The organism is Xanthomonas sp. 3075, assembly GCF_014197275.1.
Lineage (GTDB): Bacteria > Pseudomonadota > Gammaproteobacteria > Xanthomonadales > Xanthomonadaceae > Xanthomonas > Xanthomonas campestris_B.
In genome coordinates this window covers 129,203-148,531 of sequence record NZ_JACIFI010000002.1, presented here as the reverse complement: position 1 = coordinate 148,531, position 19,329 = coordinate 129,203, and the positions used below count along the sequence as shown (strand labels likewise).

Below are 19,329 nucleotides of genomic sequence, written 5' to 3'. Positions count from 1 at the left end.
ATGATCGTCGTCGATACGCTGCACAAATCGTTCAAGACCAAGACCGGGTTGGTGAAGGCGGTCGATGGGGTCAGCTTCAACGCGGCCGATGGCCAGATCACCGGCCTGCTCGGGCCCAACGGTGCCGGCAAGACCACCACCTTGCGCATGCTCTATACGCTGATGTCGCCCGACCAGGGCAGCGTCACCGTCGATGGCGTGGATGCCGCGCGCGACCCGGTGACGGTACGCCGTGCGCTGGGCGTGCTGCCGGATGCACGCGGCGTGTACAAGCGGCTGACCGCACGCGAAAACATCGCCTACTTCGGCGAGCTGCACGGGATGTCGCGCGCGCAGATCGCCGAGCGCACCCGCCTGCTCTCCGACGCATTGGACATGGGCGACATTCTCGATCGCCAGACCGACGGTTTCAGCCAGGGCCAGCGCACCAAGACCGCGATTGCGCGCGCGCTGGTGCACGACCCACGCAACGTCATCCTCGACGAACCCACCAACGGCCTGGACGTGATGACCACGCGCGCGATGCGCGGCTTCCTGCAGCACCTGCGTGCAGAGGGGCGCTGCGTGATCTTCTCCAGCCACATCATGCAGGAGGTGGCGGCGCTGTGCGATCGCATCGTCATCGTCGCCAAGGGGACGGTGGTGGCCTGCGGCAGCGCCGACGAACTGCGCGCCGCCACCGGCGAAGACAATCTGGAAGACGCCTTCGTCAAGGCGATCGGCTCGGACGAGGGACTGCACGCATGAGCACCACATCGTTGTTGGCCACCGTGTGGACGGTGCTGCGCAAGGAACTGCGCGATATCGGCCGCGATCGCCGCACGCTCGCCTTGGCGTTGCTGCTCTCGCCGCTGTTGTATCCGATCCTGATTCTGGGCATGGGCGCGCTGAGCGAAAGCCGCGTGCGTACGCAGATCGACAAGCCGTTGGACATTCCCACGCTCGGTCGCGAGAACGCGCCGAATCTGGTGCGTTTTCTGGCCGCGCAAGGCCTCAATGCCGTCGATGCGCCAGCCGATCTGACCGCCGCAATCCGCAATCAGGATGTGGACGTGGCACTGCGTATCAGCGCCAGTTACGCCGACGACTGGCGCGCCGGCCGCCCGGCGCTGGTGGAGATCATCAAGGACAGCACCCGCCGCGAGGCCGACGTGCCGAGCATGCGCCTGCAGGCCGCGCTCGGCGGGTATAGCCAGCAGGTCGGTGCGCTGCGCTTGCTGGCGCGCGGTATCGATGCGCAGGTGGGCCGGCCGCTGGAAATCGCCGCGCAGGACCTGGCGACCGCCGAAGCCAAACGCGGCCAGATGATGGCGGTACTGCTGCCGGTGTTGCTGGTGATCACCTCGTTTCTGGGCGGTGCGTCGTTGATTCTGGATGCCACCGCCGGCGAGCGCGAACGCCAATCGCTGGAGCCCTTGCTGGCCACGCCGGCACCGCGCAGCGCCATTGTCAGCGGCAAGATCGCCGCCGCCTGCGTGATCGGCATGGTGTCGTTGTTGTTGACCTTGCTGGCGTTCAAGCTGAGTGCGCAGTTGTCGACGTCGAACCTGGGGCGCCAGCTCAATGTCGGCTTCGTGCCGATGCTGCAGATGCTCTTCATCCTGGTGCCGATGCTGTTCATCGGCACCTCGCTGCTGACCTATCTGGCCGCAGCGGCCAAGAGCATGAAGGAAGCGCAGGCGCATATGACCTGGTTGCTATTGTTGCCGATGCTGCCCGGGTATGCGCTGATGGCGTATCCGCTGAAGACGCAGCTGTGGCATTTCGCGGTGCCGTTTTTGGCGCAGAACCAGATGCTGCTCAAGGTGATCCGCCACGAGCAGATCAATGCGCAGACCTGGGCGGTGTACTTGTTTGCCGGCTTCGGCCTGGCGGCGGTGTTGTGGTACGCGGCGGTGCGGCGTTATCACCAGGAACGGCTGGCGATTTCGGGCTGATGGCGCTTCTGCGATTGGGAGTTGATCCCGAGCGCGGGCGCCCGAAGGGTGGATACGCGCGGACCTTCGCGTGCGCGGACCGTCGCTGCGGTTGAACTGCCAAGCGGGGCAGCGAAGGATGGAATGTCGCTGTTATCGATGGAGTGCTTGTGCCGCTTTGCCCTCACCCCAACCCCTCTCCCGCGTGCGGGAGAGGGGCTTTGTCATCCCTCCTCCCGTTTAATCCCTCCTCCTGTTTAATTCCTTCTCCCGTTTAATCCCTTCTCCCGCAGGCGGGAGAAGGTGCCCCGCAGGGGCGGATGAGGGCACCGAGTGCCAGTCAACAAAAAGCCCGCAGCGCTGCGGGCTTTTTGTTGGGCAACCGGCAGTTGCCGGGAGTGCATTGCGTCAACCATCAACCACGATCAACCCGCGCACCCACGCGGCCGCCTGCACACCCTGCAATCGCCTCACGACCTGCTCAACCCCCAGGATTGAACGACAGTGTGCGCCGGGTCGTCACCGGTGCAGCCACCGGCTCGAAGCGCCAGCGCTTGACCGCGTTGAGTGCTTCGCGGTCGAACACGCGCGGTGGGGTGGCGCGCAGCACGCGCGAGGCGGTGATCGAGCCGTCGGTGCCGACGGTCAGTTCCACCAACACTTCGCCGGAGGTGCCCGCGCGCAGTGCCTCGGGTGGATAACGCGGCGCCGGGGTGCTGATCGGGCGCAACGATTGTGCGGCCGGTGCCGCTGCCGCCGTAGCGGCCGCAGCCGGCGCAGGACGCGGCGCGGCCGCGGCCGGGGTCTCCGGCTGGCGGCGCGCAGCGGCCTGGCGTTCGGCTTCGGCGGTCTGCTGGCGGGCGGCTTCCTGTTGCGCGGCGATCTGCTGCGCAGCGGCCGCCTCGCGGGTCTGCTGCTCGGCCAGACGCTTCTGCTCGGCGGCCTGCTTGGCCTTGTCCTCCACCAGCTTCTTGGCCTGCTCGGCATCCTGCTCGGAGCGGTTGGCGGCGGTCTTCATGCCGGTTTCCAGGCCGGCCTTCAGACGCGGCAACGCCGGCGCCTTGGGGTCGACCTTTTCGATCAGCGCGATCAGGCGCTGCGCTTCGGGGAATTCTTCGCGGCTGATGCCCTGTTCGGCGGCGATCAGCGTGTACGGCAGCAGGTCGGTCAGCGCGCTGTTGACGGTGGCATCCTGCGGCTGCTTCTCACGCAGGGCCAGGTAGTACTCCACTGCGTTGTCGCCGACCGGGGCATACATGCGGTTGTCCTGCAGTGCCTTGGTGGCCGATTCGCGCAACTGCTCGGCCGCCATCGATTGCACCTGCGGCGAGACCGCCGTGGCAGGTGTGGGCGCGGCAGCCGATGCCGCAGGCGTGGCGCCGGTCGCGGGCGTGGTGGCGGCCTTGTCTTCCTGCTTGGAGCAGGCGGCCAGACCCACCAGTAAAATGACCGGCGCGATCCGGCGTGCCATACGGCCCTGTGTCAGATCCAACATGCGTCCCCCTTTCCCCGAGTGCGAAAGATAATGATGCTGCGGTGAGCGCCGGCCACTGTTCCCGCAATGGACGGCAAAGCGGCAATCTAGCATTGCTGGGGCGCTGTAAGCCAAGGGGGCGCAGGGGGCGGGCGAAATTCAGTGCGCCGGCGTGGCCGGCGGCGCGTCGGCCGGCCGGCGGATCGACGGCTCTGGCAGCGCTGGGGCCGGGCAGTAGCGGCGCAGGAAGTCCGCATGCGCCGGCAACCGCACCAGGGCGGCGTCCACGCGGGCGCGAATGGTTTCCAGGAAGCGACCGAGTTCGGCATCGCCCATCAGGTCGGCCACCGGGTGGTGCTGCTTCGGCACGATGCCCTGGCCCAGCATCACCTGCACCCACGAGTTCTCGGCAAACAGCTCGTTGGCCTGGTGGAACACCCGCCCGCTCTGGCGGAACAACTCCACCCGGTGCCGCAGCGTGTCGGGGATGTCCATCGCCGCGCAATCGCGCCAGAACGGCGTGTCGCGGCGGTCGGTGGCGTGGTAATGCAGGATCACGAAATCGCGGATATGGGTGATTTCGGCGGCCGCCTGACGGTTGTATTCGGCGATGTCGACGTCGTTGATGACCTGCGGAAAGGTCTGCATCAGCCGGATGATGCCGCGCTGGATCAGATGGATGTTGGTCGATTCCAACGGCTCCAGAAAACCGCTGGCCAGCCCCAGCGCCACGCAATTCTTTTCCCAGACCCGATGCCGCTGGTTGGGCGTGAAGCGCAATGCGCGCGGCTGGGTCAGTGCGCGGCCGCTGAGATGGCGCTGCAAGACCTGCGCGGCGCTGTCCTGGTCCATGTAGCGGCTGGAATACACGATGCCGTTGCCGACCCGGTGCTGCAGCGGAATACGCCACATCCAGCCCGCCTGATCGGCGCGCGAGCGGGTGTAGGGCACCGGTGCGCCGACCGATTCGGTCTGTACCGCCAGCGCGCTGTCGGCGAACAACCACTGCGACCAATCGTCCGTGCCCACGCCCAGCGTCTTGCCGATCAGCAGGCCGGCGAAGCCGGTGCAATCCAGAAACAGATCGCCTTCCACCCGCGTGCCGTCCTCGAGCACCAGCGCGGTGAGATATCCGCTGTGCGCATCGGTTTCCACGGCGCCGATGCGGCCTTCGCTACGGCGCACGCCGAAGCCTTCGCTGAAACGGCGCAGGAAGCGTGCATACAGGCCCGCATCCAGGTGGTAGGCGTAGTTCATGCCGCCGTTGGGCAGATGCGCAAAGCGGCCTTCCTGCGCGGCGCGCAATTCCAGGCAGTAGTCGCCGAAATCGCGCGCCACGCCACGCTGCCGGCCCTTCAGCCAGAAATGCTGAAAACCGGCGCTCCAGTGATCGGTGCCGGTGTGGCCGAACGAATGGATGTAGTGCTGGTCCACATCGCGCCAATGCTCGAAGCAGATCCCGAGCTTGATGGTGGCTTGCGTGGCGGCCATGAACGCGGCCTCGTCGATCTCCAGCAAGCGATGGAAGGTGACCAGGCTGGGGATGGTCGCTTCGCCCACGCCTACCGTGCCGATCTCGTCCGATTCCACCAGGGTGATCTGCAACTGCCGGCCCAATACCTTCGATAACGCAGCGGCGGCCATCCAGCCGGCAGTGCCACCGCCGGCGATGACCACGCGGCGCACCGGGCGCTGTTGCGGGTCGCAAGATGCAGTGTGCGGCATGCCTCAGCTCCTCAGCGATTCAGGCGTTGCAGCAAGCGCGCGCGCAGGCTGCGGGCGCGCGCGTCGTCCATCGGCGCCAGTACACCGCGTGCAGGCTCGGGCACATGCGCTGCGGTGTGCGCATCGGCGTCGAACACGTAATGCCGAAACACCTCCTGCCAGGTGGCGCGTTGTTCGGGTGGCAGGTCGCGGATGGTGAGCAGCGCCAGCATCAGCGCGTTCATTGGCGAATCCATGTAGGCCGGGCTCTGCCGCCACCAGAAATTGACCAGCACGTTGAACGGTTCCAGCGCTTGCACGTGATGCCACCACATGCTGGGAATGAACAGCGCATCGCCCGGTGCCAACGCGGCAACCCATGCGTGTTCCAGCGCCTGCGCATACCGTGGAAACCGCTGCAGATCCGGCGCGGCGATATCGACCAGGCTGATCGGTTGCCCGGCCGGCGTGAGGTCGAGCGGGCCGATATACAGGTTGGCCAATTGCGCGGGCGGAAACAGCGTGAAGCGGCGGCGCCCGGCGACCACGCAGGCCAGGTTGTCGGGCAGATCCTGGTGCGCGGCGATGCGGGTGCGGTTGCCGATCCAGATGCTGGCCAGTGGCTCGGCGTGCGGTAGCGCGATCGGGTTGTGCGCGCGCAGGCCGGGCAGGTAGGTATCCAGCGTGGTGGAGCCGACATAGATCGCCGGCGGCTGCGGGTTGTGCAGATCGCGCAGCAAGGTCTCCAGCACCACCCCCAGCGGCACGCGCTCGGGGCGGAAATTGAAACCGCTCATGTCCGCGCTGTAGAAGAAGCGCCCATCGATCTCCGGTGGGCCCACCTGTGCCACCACCGCCTCGCCGCGGTCGAAGCCGCGCAAGTACGCAACCGCCGCCTGTGCGGAGGCCGCACCGGCCTGCGCCAGTGGCCAGTCGCGCACCAGCCCGCGCAACACCAGGGGCGTGGTGGAGCGCAGCACGGCCGGATCCAGCTGCTGCGGATCCAGCCCGTACACCTCTTCGATGGCGCGCGGCTCAGCCAGCATGGCGGCGCTGCATGCGGTCGAGCAGGTGGCGGAACTGCGCGATCGAGGCCAGCGCCATGTATAGCGGCTCCAGATCGCCATGCCGGTGCAGATCGAGCAGCGCAGCATCGTCAAGCGCACGCAGGCGTTCTTCATGCACCACGTAGAGCCCGGTCAAACTGCAGTGCTGGCCGTCTTGCAGGGTGGCTTCGAACACGAACGGTTCCAGCAACGCATAGGCGAGCAGGCGCGCGACAAACGCGTCGCTGGCAGCCAGCCCATCGTGCAGCGTGCGCAGTACCTGGCTGACGTGGTCGAGAAATGCAGTGGTGCCGCCATGCTCGCGGAAGAGCGCCTCGCCGTCGCTGCTGCTGATGCGCGGGCTGTCCAGATCCACGTGCACCATCGGGCCGTCGGGTTGTTCGCCGATCAGGAACGGTTGGCGCTGGATCGCCAGCGGCACATACGGCGCGTCCCAGCGCGCGCCGTCCAGAAACAGGTTCTCGCCCTGGCGCAGGCCCAGCAACGCCAGCGGTTGAAAACTGCGCTCGCCGCTGCGATGGAACACGATCGGGTATTGCGCCTGCAGTTGGCGAAATTCCTGCGGAAAGGTCGCAGCCGACATCACGTCGTCGCCATAGGCGGCGCCGTGCGCGGTGATCACGCGCAAATCGCGGTGATCGAGATTGTTCAACAACACGGCATTGGTCATGGGGGCTGGCACATCACGCGGGGCGCGTGGCCCATGCTTGGATAAAAGCCCTTCGCGTGGCAAGTGCCGGATGCACGACTCCGGTCAGCATGCTGAAAGGCCGTGCGAGCATCCCGGCAGACGCGCTGCCGGGATACTCGGTGCAGCGCCTACATCACCAGAACTTGTAGCGCACGCCCAGCATGTAGCGCGGGCCGGTCTGGGTGGCATAGATGATCTGGTTCGGATGACGGCCGTGCTGACGCTGCACCTCGTTGGTGAGGTTGATCGCCTCCAGGCTCAGCGACAGGTTCTCGGTCCACTGGTAACCGATGCTCAGGTCCAGCTGACCGTAGGCTTCCGTGTAGACCGGGTTCGGTTGGCCACTGCCGTCGAAACGCGCGGCCAGGAACTCGTCGCGCCAGTTGTAGGCCGCACGCACCTGCCACTTGTCCTTGTCGTAGAAGCCGACCACGTTGGCCGAGTCGCTCAGCCCTTCCAGCGCGAACTGCTCGCCGATCACGTAGTTGTCGTAGGTCAGACCGGAGTCGACCATGGTGTAGTTGGCCGACACGCCGAAGCCGCTGGCGCCGAACATGTGCTGCAGGTTGAATTCCCAACCGTCCAGCGAGGCCGAGCGCTGGTTGGCCGGCGCGGTGATGGCGAAGTTGGCCACCGGATCGCCCGGCTGCCCGCTGATCACGCCGGTGGCATTGCCGTTGGCATCGGCCCCGCGCACCACGCCGGGCGCGCCGTTGCGGTTGCGGAAGATATAGTTGCGGATGCAGGTCAGGTCGGCCGAGGCGCAGCCGTTGGCCAGCGCTTCGTTCCAATACGCACCGCCCACCGGGGTGTTCAATCCCAGCGAGGTGTCGTTGCGCGTGGTCACGCCGATGTAGTTGTCGATGTTCTTGCGGAAGAAGCCCACCGAGGCGTAGCTGGCATCGCTGTAGTACCACTCCAGCGAAAAGTCGATGTTATGCGAGAGCAGCGGCTTCAGGCCGGGATTGCCTTCCTGGCCGGTACCGCCCTCCAGGCGCGCGATCTCGCTGAGCGTCTGCCCGCCCTGGATATCGCCCCAGCCCGGGCGGCCGATGGTTTCGCCGTAGCTGCCGCGCAGCACCAGATCCTCGGTGAGCTTGAAGCTCAGGTCCAGGCTGGGCAGCCAGTACTCGTACTTGCCGCTGCCGCTGGCGAACGCCGAGTTGGCTACACGGATCGGCAACTCGTTGTTGGCGACCCAGTCGATGCCCACTGCCACCGGCACCAGCGCCTGCGCCTCCACCTTGGTTTCTTCGTAACGTACGCCGGCGGCCAGGCTGATCGGCACGCGCAGATCGTCCCAGCTGTTGTTCCACTGCAGGTAGGCGTTCTTGGATTTTTCGGTCACGCGGCGGTCGGTGGTGAACACCGGCGAGGTGCGGTACAGCGCATCGTCGCCGGCCACCTGCGCGGCCGCCTGGCGGGCGCGTTCGAAGTCGAACAGGAACAGCTGGTTGAACTGCGCCGGGTTGCCGCTGCCGTCGACCGCATCGAAGTACTGCGCAAACGAACTGGGAATCCACAGATCGTCCGGATAATCGGCCGCGGTGCCGTTGCCGCCCCAGGTATCGCGCTGCACGTTGGAGAACGCCGAGCGGTTCTTGACCTCGGTGCTGCCGATACCGAACTTCAACTGCGAATAATTTTCGAAGGTGAAGTCGCCGTTGACCTGGGCCTGGTCGATCTCCGACTTCATGTAGCTGTTGCGGAACGCCGAGCCGGTGACCAGCGTGCGTGACGGATCCAGCCCGGTCAGGCCGAAGCCCAGCTGCTGCTGCAACACCGGGAAATCCTTGCTGAAATCCACCACCGAAGTGCCGCGGTAAAAGCCCGACACGCCCAGCGAATTGCTGGAGCCGTACGGGCTGTCCGCACCGGCTTCGGCAGTGGAGCGGTGGATGTCGAAGTTGAGCTTGAACTGGTCGTTGACCGCCCAATCCACATTGAAGCCCAGCGACTTGTTCTGGTTGCGCGTGGCCGCGTTGGAGCCGGCGGTGGCCAGGTCGCTGATGGGCGGGTTGACGATTTCCGAATAGCTCACCGGCCCGGCTACCGGGCCATTGGTCCAGGAACTGGCCGAAGGCCCGTAGTTGAACCACACCGACATTTCGTTGCGCTGCTGCTGGATCTTGTTTTCCGAATAGGTGTAATCCAGCGTCGTGGTGACGTTGTCCAGCGGCTTGTACTGCAGCACCAACTGGCCGTTGGTGCGCTGGCGTTCGACGCCGACCACGCGGTAGTTGAGGTTCTGCGGCACCGAATAGATATCGTTCGGGCCGGGGCGGTTGACGATGTTTTCCGAGCCAGGCGTACCCGGCTGCGGGATGGTGCCGTAGGCGGTGGAGTCGCCGCGGAACGAACGCCAGCCGTTAGGCACGCCGACCTGGCTGTAGCCGAAGTCGCGTTCCTGATAACTGCCGCTCAACGACACGCCGAAGCGTCCATCAGCGGACGTGTTGCTGAAGATGCCGGAGATTTCCGGCGTCAGCGCATCGCCTTGCAGACGCCCGGGCAGGTTCTCGTTGGAGCTGTCGTGCACGCCCTTGAGACCGACATTGGCATGCAGGCCCGGGTTGTCCAGCGGCCGGGCCGTCTTGATGTTGATGGTGGCACCGATGCCGCCGGTGGGCGTACTGGCGCGACTGGTCTTGAACACCTCGATGCCGGAGATCGACTCGGACGCCAGGTTGGCGAAGTCGAACGCACGCGAGTTGGAGGCATTGGATTCTTCGATGCTGGCGCCCGGCATCTGCCGGCCGTTCAACAGCACCAGGTTGAAGTCCGGGCCGACGCCGCGCACGGTGACGCGCGAACCTTCGCCCAGTGAGCGGTCGATCGACACGCCGCTGATACGTTGCAGCGATTCGGCCAGATTGGTGTCGGGGAACTTGCCGATATCCTCGGCCACGATGCCGTCGACGATGCCTTGCGCATCGCGTTTGACGTTCATCGACGAGGTCAGGCTGCCACGGATACCGGTGACCTGCACTGCATCGAGCGTGGCTGGATCGGCCTGGCTGGCGCCGGGAATGGGAGATGCCGACTGCGGCGCCGGCACGGTCTGCGCGGCAAGCGGTGTGGACAACGCAAACAGTAGTGCAGACGTCAAACGCCGCGTGCGCGGCAGGGTGCGTGGCTCTCTCACAATGATTTCTTCCCCAAGCGAAAAACGCCGGCCCCAAGGCGGGACAGGCAAAGTCAATCAAGCAAGCGAGCATTTGTTGTCGCGGCGTGGGGCAAGTCAATTTGCAGTGCAGCATCGGCCTGCGCCAATTGCGTCACACACCGTTCCAATCCACACGGCGTGGCATGCACGCGTGCCGATGCCTCAGGCCGTACCATCGCGCGTTGACGGTGTGCAGCGACATGCCGCCTCCCCCTTTCGAACTGGAGCGCACGATGATCGATCTGTATTACTGGCCCACTCCCAACGGCCACAAGGTCACCCTGTTCCTGGAAGAGGCCGGGCTGGACTACACGCTCAAGCCGGTCAACATCGGCAAGGGTGAGCAATTCGAACCGGACTTCCTGCAGATTTCGCCCAACAACAAGATGCCGGCAATCGTCGACCACGCACCGGTCGATGGCGGCGGAGCGCAGAGCGTGTTCGAGTCCGGCGCGATCCTGCTGTACCTGGCCGAGAAGACCGGACGGTTCTTGCCGCGCGATGCACGCGGCCGTATCGCCGCACTGGAATGGCTGTTCTGGCAGATGGGCGGGCTGGGGCCGATGAGCGGCCAGATGGGCCACTTCACTGTCTACGCCCCGGACAAGATTCCTTATGCGATCGAGCGCTACAACGCCGAGGTGCGCCGCCTGCATGGCGTACTCGACAAGCGTCTGGCCGAGCACGCGTTTCTGGCCGGCAGCGACTATGGCATCGCCGATATGGCCAGCTACCCGTGGATCGAGGTCTACGCCGACATCCGTCCCGATTACGCCGATTTTCCGCATTTGAAGCGCTGGCATGACGCCATTGCCGCACGTCCAGCCACCCGGCGCGCCTATGCGCTCAAGGAGCAGGTCAACCCCAACGCCGGTAAGCCGCTGAGCGAGGAAGAGCGCAAGCATCTGTTCGGCAAGCGCTGACGCGCAGCCTCACGCCGTCTCCTGCCGGGAGAACGGCCGGCTCGATCGACTGCCGGCGCTCCCTCTCCCATCCGTCCTGCGGACACCTTCCTCCGCACGCGGAAGAAGGAACGTCCCGCGCGGAAGACGGCATGTCGAAATCGAATGCGCACGAGCCCCTTCCCGCAGCCGGGAGAAATGACGTAAATCGAATGCGCACCGGCCCCTCTCCCGTCTGCGGGAGAGGGGTTGGGGTGAGGGCAGTCCTCGCGGGCGCCCCAGCGCTTCCCAAACGCCCAGCACCCCTGCATCCTGCCCCGGCACTCCCGCCAGGATCTTCAATGCGTTCCCTGTTCGCAGCCCTTGCCCTCATGCTCAGCACGATCACCACCGCCCACGCCGACAAACTCACGCTGGAAGCCATCACCGGCCCATTGCCGTTAGCCGGCCCGACGTTGATGAAGCCCAAGGTCGCACCCGACGGCACGCGTGTGACCTTCCTGCGCGGCAAGGACAACGACCGCAATCAACTGGATCTGTGGGAATACGACATCGCCAGCGGCCAGACCCGCCTGCTGGTCGATTCCAAAGTCGTGCTGCCCGGCACCGAAACGCTCAGCGATGCAGAAAAAGCCCGCCGCGAGCGCCAGCGCATCGCGGCGATGACCGGCATCGTCGATTACCAGTGGGCGCCGGACGCGCACGCATTGCTGTTCCCGCTCGGTGGTGAGCTCTATCTGTACGACCTGCGCAAGACCGGCGCGGCGGCGGTACGCAAACTCACCCACGGCGAAGGCTTCGCCACCGACGCCAAGCTCTCGCCCAAGGGCGGCTTCGTCAGCTTCGTGCGGGAGCGCAACCTGTGGGTGATCGATCTTGCCAGCGGCAAACAGGCGCAACTCACCGGCGATGGCAGCGTGACCATCGGTAACGGCGTGGCCGAGTTCGTCGCCGACGAAGAAATGGATCGCCACACCGGCTATTGGTGGGCGCCGGACGATTCGGCGATTGCCTTTGCGCGCATCGACGAATCCGGCGTACCGATCCAGAAACGCCCGGAAGTCTATGCCGACCACACCGAGGTGATCGACCAGCGCTATCCGCAGGCCGGCCAACCGAATGTGGCGGTGCAACTGGGCGTGATCGCACCGCGTGCCGGTGCGGCGCCGCGCTGGATCGACCTGGGCAAACACCCCGATATCTACCTCGCGCGCGTGGATTGGCGCGATGCGCAGCGACTCACCTTTCAACGCCAGTCGCGTGACCAGAAAACCCTCGAGCTGATCGAAACCACGCTGGTCAACGGCAAGCAACGCACGCTGATCACCGAGACCTCGCCGACCTGGGTGCCGCTCAACAACGATCTGCGGTTTCTCAAGGACGGCCGTTTTATCTGGAATTCCGAGCGCAGCGGCTACGAGCATCTCTACATTGCGTCCGAAGACGGCCGCACGCTCACGCCGCTGACCTCCGGCGCCTGGGTGGTCGATGCACTGCTCGCCGTCGATGAGCAGGCCGGCACGGTGTACTTCGCTGCAAGCAAAGAGTCGCCGACCCAGACCCACATCTACGCCGTGCCGCTGGCCGGTGGCGCGATCGAAAAACGCTCCAGGCCCAATGGCACGCACGCAGGCAGTTTCGCCAGTAATGCCAGCGTGTATGTCGATACCTGGTCCAACACCACCACGCCGCCGCAGATCGAGCTGTTCCACGCCAATGGCGAAAAGATCGCCACGCTGCTGAAGAACGATCTGGCCGATCCGCAGCATCCTTACGCCAGGTATCGCGATGCGCAGCGCGCGGTGGAATTCGGCACGCTCACCGCTGCCGACGGCAAGACGCCGCTGCAGTATCGGTTGCTCAAGCCGCATAACTTCGACCCGGCCAAACGCTATCCGGTGATGGTGTACGTGTACGGCGGCCCGGCCGCACAAACCGTACTCGATGCCTGGCCGGGCCGTGGCGATGCGTTGTTCGACCAGTATCTTGCCCAGCGCGGTTATGTGGTGTTTTCGCTGGACAATCGCGGCACCCCGCGACGCGGCCGCGATTTCGGCGGCGCGCTCTATGGCAAGCAAGGCACGGTCGAAGTGGACGACCAGTTGCAGGGCGTGGCCTGGCTCAAGACGCAGCGCTGGGTGGACCCGGCACGCATCGGCGTGCAGGGCTGGTCCAACGGCGGTTACATGACCTTGATGTTGCTGGCCAAGCACAGCGAGGCCTACGCCTGTGGCGTAGCCGGTGCGCCGGTCACCGATTGGGGCCTGTACGACACCCACTACACCGAGCGTTACATGGACCTGCCGGCCGGCAACGCCGATGGTTATCGCAACGCACGCGTCGCCACCCATCTGGATGGCCTGCGCGCCAAGTTGCTGCTGATCCATGGCATGGCCGACGACAACGTGCTGTTCACCAACTCCACCGCGCTGATGAGCGAGCTGCAGCAACGCGGCACGCCGTTCGAACTGATGACGTATCCCGGTGCCAAACATGGCCTGTCCGGCAGTGCCGCCTTGCATCGCTACAAGACGGCAGAGGCGTTTATTCAGCGCTGTTTGACGCCAGAAACGGTCGGAAAGGGAAGCGAGTAGTCGCCACTTGGGCGCGGAGGTCCGCAACAACGGGCAGTGCTAAGGTGGCCGCCGATGCCGAGCACTTGCCACACAACGTGTCTGGCCGCGCTGTAGCGTAGCGCACCGCTCGCGTCATCTGCAGTCGTGTGCCAACAGCTGACCTAGAAGGACGTTGCCATGTCGTCGCCGCCACCGATTCCCGCTGCATCGCCTTCCAAGGTGCAATCGCCCAACTTCTGGAGCCGGCACTGGAAGTGGATGGTGCCCGGCATTGGCGTGGCGCTGTTCCTGCTGTTGGCCCTGGTGATCGGTGGCTTGCTCTCGGTGATTGCCGCAACGCTGAAGTCCAGGGATGTGTATCGCGACGTGCTTTGCATCGCACGCGCCGATGCGCGCGTGGTACAGGCGTTGGGGGCGCCGGTCGACGACGCCTTCTTGCCCAGTGGCAGCATCAGCTACACCGGTCAGGCGGGAGAGGCTCATCTCAGCGTGGACCTGCACGGTCCACGCGGCGACGGAAACGTACAGGTGGACGCCACGCGGCGGCACGGACGATGGAGCTATCAGACGCTGACGTTCGCGAGCGGGCAGGCCGAGCCGATCAGCCTGCTACCGGCCACGCACGCGCCATCGCAACCCTGCATGCCATGACCTAAGACGCATTGCCGCAGACGCTGCAGATGGGTAGGGTCGCGCTACTCACATCTGCGGATTTGCGACATGAAACCACTTGTTCTTGCTGTTGCGCTGGCGCTCGGTTGTTCATTGCCATTGCAGGCACAGACCGGCAACACCGCGCAGGCCCAGCCTGCGGTGCCGGCCTGGGTAAAGACCAGCAATGGCTACGCGCAGATCCTGCTCAACGCGCAGGCGCCCTTCCAACCCGAATACGCCAGCTTCTTCGGCGTGCCCGGCTATGACGACCAGGTCATCGACCTGGGGCCGAAGCATCCTGCGCGCTATCGCGAGGCAATGAGCAAGGCACGCGCTGCGTTGCAGGCCAAGCTGGCCACCGAGCGCGATGCCAACGTGCGCCAGGACCTGCAGATCATGATCGGCGCGGCCGAACAGAACATCGAAGGCAGCGAGCTCAACGAACGCTACCTGCTACCGTGGAACGACGCCCCGCAGCTGGTCTTCAGCGGCCTCAACGGGTTGTTGTCCGACCAGACCGCGCCCGAGCGCCGCGCCAAGGCGTTGGATCGCCTCAAGCGCTATGTCGGCCTGGTGCCGGGGAGCACGCCAACCACCGTGCTGGCGCGTCAGCGCTATGAAGAACAGCTTGGCAACACCGCCTTGCTGCAGCCCACCGAGCGCGAAGTGGAGCAGGCGCTGGCGAACGTGGATACCTACGTCGCCGGCATCGGTGAGTTGTTCGCCAAGTACAAGATCGCCGGGGCCGACGAAGCGCTCAAGGCAATGTCCACCCAGCTCAAGGATTACGCCCGCTGGACCCGCACCAGCGTGCTGCCGAAGGCGCGCAAGGACACCCGCTTGCCCGAGCCGCTGTATGCCTATCAGCTCAAGCAGGTCGGCATCGATATCGCCCCGCAGCAGCTGATTCAGCGCGCGCAACTGGAGTTCATGGAAACCCGCGCGGCGATGCGCCAGCTGGCGCCGCTGGTGGCCAAGGCCAAGGGCGTGCAGGGCGGCGATTATGTGCAGGTGATCCGCGCGCTCAAGGGCGACACCATCGCCGATGACCAGTTGGAGACCCACTACCGTGGCGTGATCGATCAGATCGACCCGATCATCCGCCAGCAGCGCATCGTCGATGTGCCCAATCGCCCGATGCAGATGCGCCTGGGCAGCGCGGCCGAAAGCGCCGCACAGCCGGCACCGCATTTCCTGCCCGCGCCGCTGATCGGCAATACCGGCCAGCAAGGCCAGTTCGTGCTGCCGCTGGGCAACCCGACTGCCGACGGCAGCAAGAAAGAGCAGTACGACGATTTCAACTTCGGCTCGGCCGCCTGGACGCTCAGCGCGCACGAAGGCCGCCCCGGCCACGAGCTGCAGTTCACCGCCATGGTCGAGCGCGGCGTGTCGCTGGCGCGCAGCATGTTCGCGTTCAACTCGGTCAACGTCGAAGGCTGGGCGCTGTATGCCGAAGCCGAAATGGTGCCGTACGAACCGCTCGACGGTCAGTTGATCGCGCTGCAGTTCCGCCTGTTGCGTGCGGCCCGTGCCATGCTCGACCCGATGCTCAACCTGGGCCTGATCGATCGCGAACGCGCGCGCCAGGTGCTGGAAAACGACGTCGGCCTCTCGCCGGCGATGACCCGCCAGGAACTGGACCGCTACACCGTCCGCGCGCCCGGCCAGGCCGGTAGCTACTTCTACGGCTACACCCGCATTCTCGAGCTACGCATGCGCACCGAGCTGGCATTAGGCAAGAAGTTCGACCGCCTGGCCTTCAACAACTTCCTGCTCGACCAGGGCCTGCTGCCGCCTGACCAGCTGGCCAAGGCAGTGGAGACGCAGTTTGTTCCAACACAGCAGGGCAAGCGCTGATTCGGCAGATGGTGATGTCCGATGGGCGCGATGTCGCAGGCTGCAGGCATCGTGTCCGCGTGTATCCCTCAGCGGCGAACAGCGGCGACCCAACGTTGCGAGCTGTGTTCAGCAGATGCACGCACCGCGCACACTGGTCGCAGTGAACGCATGGGCTGCCGATTCCGCGCACCGCCGCCTGCTTGGCGGCTGGGGCGTTTCGACAACCGCTCCAAGCTCAACGCACGGGCGGCGCTGGCTGCGGTGCCTCGTGCTGCTGCGCACCCGCCGGCACCCAGATCGCCATGCCGGCCGCTCGCTTCTGCGTGGTCGGGATGCCGATGCCCAGGCCGCCGCCGACCCGGCCGCCGTAGCTGCCGCCGCCCACCGACAGGCCGCCGCCGGAGCGCTCGGAGCCCACGCCGACGATGACCACGCCATTGGCGCCGAGCTTGGCCGCTTCGCGCTTCAGCCGCAGGACGGCCGCATCGGTCTGGCCCTGGGTGCCGAAACCGGCAGCGCTGGTGGATTCGAGTTGGGCGATCTCCACCGAGCCGGCCGGTGCGTTGGAGTACACCTGCACCTGCGCCGGGTCGATCGGCGCCCGTGCCTGGCCCAGCATGACCTTGGAACTGCTGGCGCAGCCGGCCAACAGCAACGCCAGCGCAGCTGCAGTGACGATGTGCTTGTTCATGGTGTAGCCCCCTGGGCATGGCGGTAATGACGGCGATGATCCGGCGCATGGTCTGAATCGCGCCCGACGTTGCCCGCACCCTAGCCATGCCGATGTGAGGCTCCCGCCAAGCCGCCATTGGTCAGGGTGACCACCCGCCCGCGCCGTGTTGGCGTGCACGGCGCTAAGCTCGTGCCTTCTTTGAAAGGCGAGGTGGCACGTGGGACTGATCAGCCTGCTGTGGGGCATTGTGGCGTTGCTGTGGATGGTGCCGGCCTTCATCCCATTGCTGGGCTGGGGCAACTGGTTCCTGATTCCGTTTGCAGCAGTGGGCGCACTCATTGCGGCGATCGCGTTGTTGTTCACCTCGGCCGGCAACCGCGGCCGGGCCAAGACCGGCTTGTTGCTCAATGGCCTGGTGATCGTGGTCGGTGTGATCCGTCTGAGTCTGGGCGGTGGTGTGTTCTGACGGGGAACTGGCCGTTGCAGCGCTGCGACACAGCGTCGCAGCGCGTTCGGCGACGGATGGCGGGCGTAGACTGGTGCGCTGTTGACAGGAGCCCGTCATGGCCCATCCCCACTATCGCCCCCGCCGCATGCGCCACGATGCGTTTTCGCGTCGGTTGATGCGTGAAAACACCCTCACCGCCGACGATCTGATCTGGCCGGTGTTCGTGCATGAGTTGTCCGGCCGCGCGCCGATCGCCTCGATGCCCGGCGTCGAGCGCCTGTCGCTGGACGAGTTGCTGCGCGAGGCGGAAAACGCGCTGGAATTGGGCATCCCGGTGATCGATCTGTTCCCGGTGATCGACCCGGCCGGCAAGAGCCTGGATGCGGCCGAAGCCTGGAATCCGGACGGCCTGGCGCAGCGTGCGGTGCGCGCGCTCAAGTCGCGCTTTCCCGAGCTCGGGGTGATGACCGATGTGGCGCTGGACCCGTACACCACCCACGGCCAGGACGGCATCATCGACCACGAGGGCTATGTGCTCAACGAGATCACCGTCGAGGCGCTGGTCAGGCAATCGCTGTCCCATGCGCAGGCCGGCGTGGACATCATTTCGCCGTCGGACATGATGGATGGACGCATCGGCGCGATCCGCCGCGCGCTCGATGCCGACGATCATCTCAATGTGCGCATCATGGCGTACTCCGCCAAGTACGCCTCGGCGTTCTACGGCCCGTTCCGCGATGCGGTGGGCAGCGCCGGCAATCTGGGCAAGGCCGACAAGACCACCTATCAGATGGACCCGGCCAACAGCGACGAGGCCATGCGCGAGATTGCGCTGGACCTGGAAGAAGGCGCGGACATGGTGATGGTCAAGCCGGGCATGCCGTACCTGGACGTGGTGCGCCGGGTGAAGGAAGAGTTCCGCGTGCCGACCTTCGCCTATCAGGTCAGTGGCGAGTACGCGATGTTGAAGGCGGCCAGTGCCAACGGCTGGCTGGACGAACGCAAGTGCGTGCTGGAAGCGCTGATGGCGTTCAAGCGCGCCGGCGCCGATGGCGTGCTGACCTACTTCGCGCCGCAGGTGGCGCGCTGGCTGCGCGAGGCGCCCTAAGCGGGCGTTGCTGCGGGGGCACGTGGCGCGGTGCGCACCGGCCTTCAGCGCGCTGACGCCAGCGCCGGCGTCGGCAGGCAGCCCAGGCCGGCGAGCGTGGCCTCCACGGCCGCGTCCAGCGGTGTCTGCGGTTCCTCGCCCAGGATGTCGAGCAGGCGCGTGTTGCGCATCCGCAGCGGATGGCGCCACAGCGGTTGGATCTCGCGCAGTTCGCGTGCCAGCGGCACGAACGGACTGGCCAGCGGCAGTGCCCACCACGGAAAGCGGCGCAGTCTCGGCTGCGCGCCGCCATGGCGTACCACTGCCCGGCCGATCGCCGCCGCCATCTGCGTGCCGTCGGCATCCCAGTGCCCGGCCATGTGCAGGCGCGCGAACGCCGGTAGGGTGTCGCGGCGCTGCAACAGCCGCAGCATGCACTGCGCGACGTCGGGCAGGTAGGCCCACTGATGGCCGACGCCCGGCGCGCCCGGCAGGGTCACCGTGCTGACCGCGCGTCCCGGCTTCACCAGTCCCTGCGCGAACCAGCTGCTGCGCGCACGCGGGCCGAAGTAGTCGCCGGCGCGCACCACCAGCGCCCGCGCGTCATGCGCGGTGGCCGCCTGCAGGCGGCGCTCCATCTCGACCCGGATCGCGCCCTTGCGGCTGCTCGGCGTCTGCGGCGCGTCCTCGTCCGGCGACGGGTAGACGTCGGCACCATAGTTGTAGACGGTGCCGGGCAGCACCAGGGTGGCGGCTTCGGCACGGGCCGCGGCGATGCTGTTGTCGAGCATCGGCAGCACCAACTCGGACCAGCGCCGGTAGCCGGGCGGATTGACCGCATGCACGATCACTGCGCAACCGCGCGCTGCCTGCAGGACATCCTGTTGCCGCATGGCGTCGCCGCGCCGCCAGTCGATGCCATCGCGGTGTTCGGCGGCGGCCGCCAACCCGCGCTGCAGGGCGCGTACCTGCCAACCGGCGTCGCGCAGTTGCCGCGCCAGCTCGCCGCCGATTCCACCACTGGCACCCAGTACCAAGGCGATCGCTGTCTGTGTCATGGAACCGCTCCGCTATCGAGATGCGGCCAGTGTGGACAGGCTGTCGCTACGAATAAATTGCCCAAGATAAGCGG

The 19,329-nt window shown here is 66.0% G+C and carries 15 protein-coding genes; 8 read left to right on the top strand and 7 right to left on the bottom strand.

What is annotated here, in order from left to right; genetic code table 11:
* A complete protein-coding gene (locus GGR62_RS02610; RefSeq protein WP_184406434.1) occupies positions 1 to 747 on the top strand; it encodes an ATP-binding cassette domain-containing protein in 747 nt (248 codons plus the stop codon).
* A complete protein-coding gene (locus GGR62_RS02605; RefSeq protein ID WP_184406433.1) occupies positions 744 to 1,937 on the top strand; it encodes an ABC transporter permease in 1,194 nt (397 codons plus the stop codon). The genes GGR62_RS02610 and GGR62_RS02605 overlap by 4 nt, the downstream gene beginning before the upstream one ends.
* 460 nt (positions 1,938 to 2,397) lie before the next feature.
* Here the strand turns inward: GGR62_RS02605 and GGR62_RS02600 are convergent, their stop codons facing one another.
* The 5 genes from GGR62_RS02600 to GGR62_RS02580 all read right to left on the bottom strand — a co-directional run bounded on the left by GGR62_RS02600 (position 2,398) and on the right by GGR62_RS02580 (position 9,997).
* Positions 2,398 to 3,411 (bottom strand): energy transducer TonB, encoded by a 1,014-nt coding sequence (locus GGR62_RS02600; protein ID WP_184406432.1) that lies wholly within the window; start codon positions 3,409 to 3,411, stop codon positions 2,398 to 2,400.
* A 138-nt stretch (positions 3,412 to 3,549) separates the two neighbouring features.
* A complete protein-coding gene (locus GGR62_RS02595) occupies positions 3,550 to 5,115 on the bottom strand; it encodes a tryptophan halogenase family protein (protein WP_184406431.1) in 1,566 nt (521 codons plus the stop codon).
* An 11-nt stretch (positions 5,116 to 5,126) separates the two neighbouring features.
* Positions 5,127 to 6,140 carry a cupin-like domain-containing protein gene (locus tag GGR62_RS02590; RefSeq protein ID WP_184406430.1) on the bottom strand — a complete coding sequence of 338 codons (1,014 nt, stop codon included), beginning with the start codon at positions 6,138 to 6,140 and terminating at the stop codon, positions 5,127 to 5,129.
* A complete protein-coding gene (locus GGR62_RS02585; protein ID WP_184406429.1) occupies positions 6,130 to 6,831 on the bottom strand; it encodes a SapC family protein in 702 nt (233 codons plus the stop codon). Before GGR62_RS02585 ends, GGR62_RS02590 begins: the two co-directional genes overlap by 11 nt.
* A gap of 154 nt (positions 6,832 to 6,985) precedes the next feature.
* Positions 6,986 to 9,997 (bottom strand): TonB-dependent receptor, encoded by a 3,012-nt coding sequence (locus GGR62_RS02580; RefSeq protein WP_184406428.1) that lies wholly within the window; start codon positions 9,995 to 9,997, stop codon positions 6,986 to 6,988.
* A 254-nt stretch (positions 9,998 to 10,251) separates the two neighbouring features.
* Between GGR62_RS02580 and GGR62_RS02575 the strand changes: the two genes are divergently transcribed.
* The 4 genes from GGR62_RS02575 (at position 10,252) to GGR62_RS02560 (ending at position 16,007) form a co-directional block, all read left to right on the top strand.
* A complete protein-coding gene (locus GGR62_RS02575; protein WP_184406613.1) occupies positions 10,252 to 10,941 on the top strand; it encodes a glutathione binding-like protein in 690 nt (229 codons plus the stop codon).
* Between the two features lie 320 nt (positions 10,942 to 11,261).
* The gene (locus GGR62_RS02570; protein WP_184406427.1) at positions 11,262 to 13,514 is read left to right on the top strand and encodes a S9 family peptidase; all 2,253 of its coding nucleotides are present in this window, start codon (positions 11,262 to 11,264) and stop codon (positions 13,512 to 13,514) included.
* Between the two features lie 159 nt (positions 13,515 to 13,673).
* Positions 13,674 to 14,147, top strand: a complete 474-nt coding sequence (locus tag GGR62_RS02565) for a cytochrome c oxidase assembly factor 1 family protein (RefSeq protein ID WP_260305369.1) — start codon at positions 13,674 to 13,676, stop codon at positions 14,145 to 14,147.
* A 69-nt stretch (positions 14,148 to 14,216) separates the two neighbouring features.
* Entirely contained in the window at positions 14,217 to 16,007 is a 1,791-nt protein-coding gene (locus GGR62_RS02560) for a DUF885 domain-containing protein (protein WP_184406426.1), read from the top strand.
* Positions 16,008 to 16,224: 217 nt separating this feature from the next.
* On the opposite strand, the gene GGR62_RS02555 is transcribed toward GGR62_RS02560, so the two are convergent.
* A complete protein-coding gene (locus GGR62_RS02555; protein WP_184406425.1) occupies positions 16,225 to 16,680 on the bottom strand; it encodes a hypothetical protein in 456 nt (151 codons plus the stop codon).
* A 205-nt stretch (positions 16,681 to 16,885) separates the two neighbouring features.
* Here GGR62_RS02555 and GGR62_RS02550 point away from each other — a divergent pair, with 205 nt between their 5' ends.
* Entirely contained in the window at positions 16,886 to 17,128 is a 243-nt protein-coding gene (locus GGR62_RS02550; RefSeq protein ID WP_184406611.1) for a hypothetical protein, read from the top strand.
* Positions 17,129 to 17,225: 97 nt separating this feature from the next.
* Positions 17,226 to 18,218 carry a porphobilinogen synthase gene (hemB, locus tag GGR62_RS02545; protein WP_184406424.1) on the top strand — a complete coding sequence of 331 codons (993 nt, stop codon included), beginning with the start codon at positions 17,226 to 17,228 and terminating at the stop codon, positions 18,216 to 18,218.
* 44 nt (positions 18,219 to 18,262) lie between these two features.
* Here the strand turns inward: hemB and GGR62_RS02540 are convergent, their stop codons facing one another.
* A complete protein-coding gene (locus GGR62_RS02540; RefSeq protein WP_184406423.1) occupies positions 18,263 to 19,255 on the bottom strand; it encodes an NAD-dependent epimerase/dehydratase family protein in 993 nt (330 codons plus the stop codon).
* Positions 19,256 to 19,329 lie beyond the last annotated feature (74 nt).

Excerpts from the sequence above, each read along its gene's own strand:
- GGR62_RS02600 (WP_184406432.1), bottom strand. The coding sequence starts at position 3,411 with ATGTTGGATCTGACACAGGGCCGTATGGCACGCCGGATCGCGCCGGTC.
- GGR62_RS02565 (WP_260305369.1), top strand. The coding sequence starts at position 13,674 with ATGTCGTCGCCGCCACCGATTCCCGCTGCATCGCCTTCCAAGGTGCAA.
- GGR62_RS02590 (WP_184406430.1), bottom strand. The coding sequence starts at position 6,140 with ATGCTGGCTGAGCCGCGCGCCATCGAAGAGGTGTACGGGCTGGATCCG.
- GGR62_RS02610 (WP_184406434.1), top strand. The coding sequence starts at position 1 with ATGATCGTCGTCGATACGCTGCACAAATCGTTCAAGACCAAGACCGGG.
- GGR62_RS02575 (WP_184406613.1), top strand. The coding sequence starts at position 10,252 with ATGATCGATCTGTATTACTGGCCCACTCCCAACGGCCACAAGGTCACC.
- GGR62_RS02585 (WP_184406429.1), bottom strand. The coding sequence starts at position 6,831 with ATGACCAATGCCGTGTTGTTGAACAATCTCGATCACCGCGATTTGCGC.
- GGR62_RS02555 (WP_184406425.1), bottom strand. The coding sequence starts at position 16,680 with ATGAACAAGCACATCGTCACTGCAGCTGCGCTGGCGTTGCTGTTGGCC.
- GGR62_RS02570 (WP_184406427.1), top strand. The coding sequence starts at position 11,262 with ATGCGTTCCCTGTTCGCAGCCCTTGCCCTCATGCTCAGCACGATCACC.
- GGR62_RS02540 (WP_184406423.1), bottom strand. The coding sequence starts at position 19,255 with ATGACACAGACAGCGATCGCCTTGGTACTGGGTGCCAGTGGTGGAATC.
- GGR62_RS02560 (WP_184406426.1), top strand. The coding sequence starts at position 14,217 with ATGAAACCACTTGTTCTTGCTGTTGCGCTGGCGCTCGGTTGTTCATTG.
- GGR62_RS02595 (WP_184406431.1), bottom strand. The coding sequence starts at position 5,115 with ATGCCGCACACTGCATCTTGCGACCCGCAACAGCGCCCGGTGCGCCGC.
- GGR62_RS02605 (WP_184406433.1), top strand. The coding sequence starts at position 744 with ATGAGCACCACATCGTTGTTGGCCACCGTGTGGACGGTGCTGCGCAAG.
- hemB (WP_184406424.1), top strand. The coding sequence starts at position 17,226 with ATGGCCCATCCCCACTATCGCCCCCGCCGCATGCGCCACGATGCGTTT.